The following is a 6,668-nucleotide window of genomic DNA, read 5'->3' on the forward strand; positions in this document are numbered from 1 at the left end:
GAAGAAACCGTTGAAAGATGCGACATTCGACGTGCTTGACGAAAGCGGTCAGGTTGTAGCCACGGTCACAACGAATGCATCGGGTGAAGCGAGCGTCACAAACCTTGCGCTCGGTGCGTATACCGTTGTTGAAACGAAAGCACCGACCGGATACCTTCTCGATGACACGCCACAATCCGTGCGTTTTGAGGCGGGTCAAGATGACAACATCACGTTGATTGTCGAAAACACGATTGATCCTGACTTTGAGTTTGAAAACCCAGAGATTCCAGGTGGATCTGGTACCGGCAATTCAGGTACAAAGGATCCTGGTACAGATCCGGACGTCACATTTGAAGAGGACGATGTACCGACAGGAGCTGGAAAGCCGTCTATCACAGACCGACTTCCGTTCCTCGGAACAGATGCTTCAAACGGCCTTTGGATTGGATTGCTCTTACTATTAGTTGGAGCTGGATTCATCTGGTCGACGAGAAAACGAAAAACTGTATGATGCAACAGGCTTTGCGCGATGATGAATGCGCAGAGCCTGTTTTTGTCTAGTTGATGTAAATTTTTGATACTATTATGGGTTATAATGACAATTGAAGAGACTACTGTTGTGAGGGTGAATGTATGAGTCTTGTGATGATTGGAACGGCTTTATTGTTGATTTGTTTACCTTTGGGTTGTCTGTTAGGCATGCGTGCCTTTCAGATGTTTCGGATTCACACGCGCTTACGTGCCGGCTTATTCTCAGTCCGTCATGCGTTACGTGCTGCGAAACATCATCCCGGGCGTCAGTTTGACATACTCGACCCCATTTACCGGGGTGTCGTCTTTCAGCTCACCGGAAAGAATTTGATGAAGCGTCATCAACTCGAACAAGCCGTCAACGATGAGCTAAATCGTGTGTTGAAGTACGGATGGTTGTCTTCCTTGTCTCTTGTCGGAAGAGGGGTTCTTGCGATGATCTTTTTCGGGATTGCCGGTGTGAGTGGGAATATCGTCGCGCAAGAAACGAAGTCGTTTGACGTGGCGAACTGGTTTGATCCACAACACGTCGAAAGTGAGACGACCGTGCTCGGGAAGACGTTCAAACTCCCATACGAGATTGATTCAGCCGAAACGCTCGGGACAGCTATCGCCTATCATATGACCCGCTTCGATGAGACGTTCTCAATTCCTTATACCGGGGATACGGGAGACATGCAACAGACGATGGACGCGGCGTGGGAATGGATTGAGCGACATCACATTTACGTGTATCGCCTCTCGCGTGGAGGGGAAACAAAATGGATTGAGCAGAATGGCGTCTTCAACTTACAGATGAAATTGAACTATGACATGACGGCTTCCGAGGCCGCACAAGTACAAGAACGCGTCAACGAAGTGATTCGTGGCATGCCGCGTGATTTGGACGAAGTCGGCAAGGTCAAATACGTGAACGACTATGTCGTCTCGCACACTGCCTATAATCTAGATAGTCTGGCCAGTCCATATACGCCATATTCGATCTTGTTCAACGGGGAAGGGGTGTGTGAAGGCTATGCGCTGACGACGCTCTTATTGTTGGAGGCGGCAGGCATCGAAGCACGTTATATTTCCGGGGAAGTCGCAAGCGGTCTTCATGCGTGGAACCTCGTCCGTGTGAACAACGAATGGTACCATCTCGATACGACGTGGAACGACCCGGTCCCGAACCAGCCTGGGAACGGGCGAACGGACTATTTCCTCGTCTCGGATGCGACGCTTCGCGCGGACCATACATGGGCATTCGGTCGTTATCCGGTGACGGCAGTCCATGATCTTTAAGTAAGCAGGGAGGACGCCTTCATGGGCATCCTCCCTCTATTTATAAATATTTTTCTTGAACTTCTCGTCGCCGTGTCACTTTGGCTGGCGTACCGAACGCGATGACTTGGCTCGGTAGATTCGAAACGACGGTAGCGCCGGCGCCGACGACTGTATCGGACCCGATGTGGATGTTGTGGATGACTGTTGCGCCCATTCCGATGAAAGAGCGTTCGCCGAGACGAACATTGCCACCAAGGTGAGCACCTGGCGCAACAGAAGAGAACGGTGCAAGGTGACAATCATGGTCAACAGAAGACATCGTGTTGACGACGCTGTGTGCCTCGAGTCGCGTGTTCGGATTGACGACACTTCCCGCCATCACAGCGACACCTGGACCAATGGTTACGTTTTTGCCGATGATGGCGCTCGGATGAACGGCAGAGATGAATTCAAAGTCTGGCATTCGTTTGAGCACACAATGTGCTACAGCGCTCCGGTAATCATTATCCCCTATTCCAATGATGCCTTTCCGAATGACTGTAGTCGGGCCGATTATACCGAGTACAGGATAGCCGTAAATAAACTTCCCAACTAATTCAGGATGATCATCATATATTCCAGCTATTCGATAAATTCCCATCAATTCTAAAATATCAATCAATACCTGAGCGTGGCCACCTGCACCAAAAATTACAATCCATTCCATTTGGAAGTCACCTCCTTTTTCGAAACTCTATTGAAATGATTAAATCGGTAAAAATAATATTGCCGATTCTCTTGATTTCAAACAACACTAAAAAAGAAATCGTGAGTATATTTTCTGTACCATTAAAAAATCGTAATACATTGCAAAAAGATGCTATTTTTTTCTGTTTCATTGTTTTTGGCAATGGCTAATTTCAAATCGTAGTGATTTTGTTGAAGGGGGTTAGGACGATGTCTTTGGCGTTCATGTACATTACGAATCAACCAGAAGTTGCACAATTAGCTGAACAAAACGGAGTCGATCTCATCTTTGTGGATTTAGAATTGAATGGGAAAGAGGAACGACAGGGACATCTCGACACAGTCATTTCAAGACACTCGATGCACGATGTCAGTCGCATCCGTTCGGTCTTGAAACATGCCGCGCTGCTCGTCCGCATCAATCCCATTCATGCAGGGTCACGTTTCGAAATAAACGAAGCGATTTTTCGTGGTGCGGACATGTTGATGTTGCCGTACTATAAGACGGTAGCTGAAGTGGCGACATTTATCGAAATAGTCGAGGGTCGCGTCAAGGTTTGTCTTCTTTGTGAGACGAAAGAAGCGGTCGCATGCATGCCGGACGTGTTACGTCTACAAGGAATCGATTCGATTCATATCGGACTGAACGATCTTCATTTGAGTTACGGTCAGGCGTTTCTATTTGAACCGCTCACGAATGGAATCGTCGAAGCGATTGTCATGCAAATCCGTGATGCTGGTATTCCGTATGGCTTCGGTGGGATTCGAAGCGATTGTCATGCAAATCCGTGATGCTGGTATTCCGTATGGCTTCGGTGGGATCGCCCGAATCGGGGAGGGGCGGGTGCCTGCCGAGCGAATCATTCCAGAGCATGTCCGCCTCGGTTCGTCGTGCGTCATTTTGTCTCGGAGTTTCTGTCATATCGGAAATGTGACAAAAGTGTCGTCACAGCAGGCTCAATCGTTCCAAGAAGGGGTATGGAGAATTAGGGCATATGAGCAACAACTCGAAACGATGCCTGTGGAGTGGTTTGAACAAAATCGTCTACGGCTCGTCGACGAGGTTCAAGCCATCACATCAGAAATACAACAACAGAAAGGAATGTTGTCATGAACGTATGGGTGACAGGGATGCGTCTATCCCTCGACCAACAAGCACGACTTGAACAGTTAGGACACAATGTCACCGTTCTTGAAAAAGAGTCAGACATTCAAGAACGAGATGTATCTGAAGTGGAGGTGCTCGTCTGCCACAACGTGTTTGCATATCGGGCGCTTGAAGATTTTCCACAATTGAAGGTCGTTCAAGCAGTGAGTGCCGGCCTTGACCGTTTACCCGTTCAAGCCTTGAAAGAAAAAGGAATTCGCGTCTATAACGCCGGCGATACATATGCCGTGCCGATGGCGGAATGGGTCGTCTGGCAATTGCTCGACTTTATGAAACATGGGGCCGCGTTTCGGGAGAAGCAACAAAACCGACAATGGGAAAAAGAACGACGACTACTTGAACTGACGGGCAAGACGGTCACGCTACTCGGTGTCGGCAACGTCAGTGAGGCAATCGCCAAACGACTGCGTGCATTTGATATGCACCTGATTGGTGTCGGGCACCGTGAAAAAGACGTACCGTTTGTCGATCGCTACGTGTTGTTGGACGAACTCCATGACGTGTTGAAAGAGAGTGATGTCGTCATTTTGGCGTTACCGCTCAAGGACGAGACGTATCACCTGATTGATCGGGATGCGCTTGCGGCGATGAAAGAAGATGCAATCCTCATCAATGTGGCACGCGGGGCGATCATCGACGAGGATGCACTCGTCGAGACGCTTCAAGAAGGAAAATTCTTCGGCGTCGCGCTCGACGTGTTCGAAACGGAGCCGATTCAACCGAGTCATCAGTTGTATGAGTTCGCGTGGGTGAGTCTCACGCCACACAACTCCTACGTATCGGATCAGGTGAACAACCGACTCTTCCAGAACGTGCTCGCGAATCTACAGAATGAACAACCATCTACCATGTGACGACGGACAGACCGAAACTTTCGGTCTGTTTTTTGTTGTGCCGCTTCAAAAGGAGCCCTTATGATAATTCACTAAAAAATTATTCGCTACTCATTTCAATTCGTATTTATCCAAAAAATCGAATGGGAACAACGAGTTATAGCAACTCACCTACATCATGACTCTACACAGAATAAGGAGTGAACGCACATGCAACGTCCTGACACGCTCGTCAGTATCATCGTGCCTGTTTACAACACGAGCGCTTATTTACGTCAATGCTTAAGCAGTCTTGTCAATCAGACGTATCCCCGCCTTGAAATCATCTGTATCAATGATGGCAGTACGGATCAAAGTCTCGACATCATGCTGGAATTTGATGATGACCCGCGTGTCACTCTGGTCGATCAAACGAATCGTGGTTGTTCATTCTCCCGCGATCGAGGTCTCCAGATGGCGACCGGTGAATATTTGATGTTCATCGATAGTGATGATTGGCTAGATCTTGATGCAATCAGACTTCTCGTCAAACATGCCGAAGCGGAACGCGCCGATGCCGTCATGGGCACATACGTCCGTGAGTATGAAGGGCGGTCCTTGCCGAAGCGCATCTTTGAAGCGGATTTTTTATCCTACAACGCGGAAGAGACGAGACATTTCGTCTATCGTCGTCTGTTCGGACTTGTCGGGGAAGAGCTCGCGCATCCAGAGAACGTCGACGCGCTCAATTCGAATTGTATCACCTTATACCATCGTGATTTAATTCGTCATTTATCATTTGAAAGCCCATATGGTTCCTTCGATGACCTTTACTTTCAAATCCAAGCACTCGAACATTGCCAACGCTTTATTTACATCGACTATCCGATTTATCACTACCGCAAGACGAACGAGCAGTCTGAAACGAGCATGTATCAACGTAATCTCGTGAACTCACGACTCGAATTTTTTCACATGCTTATGAGCTACATTAAAGAACATGATCTTGGAGAAGATTACATGCGAGCGCTATATAACCGAATTGCACTCAGCATGATTGGCATCGGGTTAAACGAATTGAGTTCCAACAAACCGCTGTTCGCACAAGCAGAGGTATTGCGACAAGTGCTCCAACAACAAGAATACAAAGAGGCGTACTCCCAGATGGATATGCGTTACTTCGATTTGAAGTGGCGGACGTTCTTCCAATTATGTAAGCACGAACGAACCGTGCCACTCGTCCTGATGCTCCGCAGCGTGAACTACTTGCGGAAACGCGTGTGAGGGGGCATTCACTATGAAACGAGTCCTCATGGTCGCATCGGTCGTATCGATGATTGAAAGTTTCAACCGTGATAACATCCGTACCCTTCAAAACATGGGATATGAGGTGCATGTCGCCACGAATTTTGAATGGGGCAGTATGTATAGCGAAGAAAAGATCGAACGCGTCAAACAAAGTTTACGAGAGGAAGGGGTCACCCTCTTTCAAATCGACTTCGAGCGAGATATCAAAAAGATGAACGGGCATGTCCGGGCATTCCAACAATTGAAACGCGTCATGACGACATATTCGTACGCGTTCATTCATTGTCACTCTCCGATTGGCGGCGTGATCGGTCGCCTCGTCGCAAGACAGACAGACACGCCCTGCATGTATACGGCTCACGGGTTCCACTTCTTCAAAGGCAGTCCTTCTCTCAACTGGATGCTCTATTATCCGGTCGAACGGACACTTGCCCGATTGACCGATACTATCGTGACAATCAATCAGGAAGACTTTTCGAGAGCGCAGACATTTAAAACGACGCACACGTTCCGCATTCCAGGGATCGGGGTCGACACGAAACGAATCGAACAGGTTCGCATCAATCGTCCGTTGAAGCGTCAGTCGCTCGGGGTGGACACCGATACCGATTTCGTCTTACTGTCCGTCGGAGAATTGAACGAGAACAAAAATCACGAGACCATCATTCGAGCAATTGCCGAACTCGGTGATCCGAGCATCCGTTACTGGATTGCTGGGACGGGGGACGCGAGACCTCAATTAGAACGAGTCATTCGAGAGACGAACCTCACGAATCAAGTGCAGCTCCTCGGTTTCCGGGATGATGTGTTTGAAGTGATGAAAGCGGCAGACTGTTTCGTCTTCCCGTCTAAACGAGAAGGGCTCGGGATGGCGGCGC

8 protein-coding genes are annotated in these 6,668 nt (G+C 48.5%); 7 read left to right on the forward strand and 1 reads right to left on the reverse strand.

Features of this window, described 5'->3' with window-relative positions:
* On the forward strand, positions 1-493 hold a 493-nt coding region (locus ON063_RS13895; protein WP_274665520.1), incomplete at its 5' end, for a prealbumin-like fold domain-containing protein.
* Positions 494-615: 122 nt separating this feature from the next.
* A complete protein-coding gene (locus ON063_RS13900) occupies positions 616-1,794 on the forward strand; it encodes a transglutaminase domain-containing protein (protein WP_274665521.1) in 1,179 nt (392 codons plus the stop codon).
* A 40-nt stretch (positions 1,795-1,834) separates the two neighbouring features.
* On the opposite strand, the gene ON063_RS13905 is transcribed toward ON063_RS13900, so the two are convergent.
* A complete protein-coding gene (locus ON063_RS13905; RefSeq protein WP_274665522.1) occupies positions 1,835-2,482 on the reverse strand; it encodes an acetyltransferase in 648 nt (215 codons plus the stop codon).
* Between the two features lie 230 nt (positions 2,483-2,712).
* On the opposite strand from ON063_RS13905, the gene ON063_RS13910 reads away from it, so the two are divergent.
* The 5 genes from ON063_RS13910 to ON063_RS13930 form a co-directional block, all read left to right on the forward strand.
* A complete protein-coding gene (locus ON063_RS13910) occupies positions 2,713-3,294 on the forward strand; it encodes an aldolase/citrate lyase family protein (RefSeq protein ID WP_274665523.1) in 582 nt (193 codons plus the stop codon).
* A complete protein-coding gene (locus tag ON063_RS13915; protein WP_274665524.1) occupies positions 3,281-3,616 on the forward strand; it encodes a hypothetical protein in 336 nt (111 codons plus the stop codon). The genes ON063_RS13910 and ON063_RS13915 overlap by 14 nt, the downstream gene beginning before the upstream one ends.
* Positions 3,613-4,524, forward strand: coding sequence for an NAD(P)-dependent oxidoreductase (locus ON063_RS13920; protein WP_274665525.1), 912 nt, complete (start codon positions 3,613-3,615; stop codon positions 4,522-4,524). Before ON063_RS13915 ends, ON063_RS13920 begins: the two co-directional genes overlap by 4 nt.
* 189 nt (positions 4,525-4,713) lie before the next feature.
* On the forward strand, positions 4,714-5,766 hold the full coding sequence (locus ON063_RS13925; RefSeq protein ID WP_274665526.1) for a glycosyltransferase family 2 protein: 1,053 nt from the start codon (positions 4,714-4,716) through the stop codon (positions 5,764-5,766).
* Positions 5,767-5,779: 13 nt separating this feature from the next.
* Positions 5,780-6,668 (forward strand): glycosyltransferase (locus ON063_RS13930; protein ID WP_274665527.1); only part of this gene is annotated, 889 nt, incomplete at its 3' end.

Origin of the sequence: Exiguobacterium sp. B2(2022) (genome assembly GCF_028823655.1) — a bacterium.
GTDB classification, from domain to species: Bacteria; Bacillota; Bacilli; order Exiguobacteriales; family Exiguobacteriaceae; genus Exiguobacterium; species Exiguobacterium aestuarii_A.

Coding starts and splice junctions, on each gene's coding strand:
- ON063_RS13910 (WP_274665523.1), top strand. CDS start 2,713: ATGTCTTTGGCGTTCATGTACATTACGAATCAACCAGAAGTTGCACAA.
- ON063_RS13905 (WP_274665522.1), bottom strand. CDS start 2,482: ATGGAATGGATTGTAATTTTTGGTGCAGGTGGCCACGCTCAGGTATTG.
- ON063_RS13920 (WP_274665525.1), top strand. CDS start 3,613: ATGAACGTATGGGTGACAGGGATGCGTCTATCCCTCGACCAACAAGCA.
- ON063_RS13925 (WP_274665526.1), top strand. CDS start 4,714: ATGCAACGTCCTGACACGCTCGTCAGTATCATCGTGCCTGTTTACAAC.
- ON063_RS13900 (WP_274665521.1), top strand. CDS start 616: ATGAGTCTTGTGATGATTGGAACGGCTTTATTGTTGATTTGTTTACCT.
- ON063_RS13915 (WP_274665524.1), top strand. CDS start 3,281: ATGCAAATCCGTGATGCTGGTATTCCGTATGGCTTCGGTGGGATCGCC.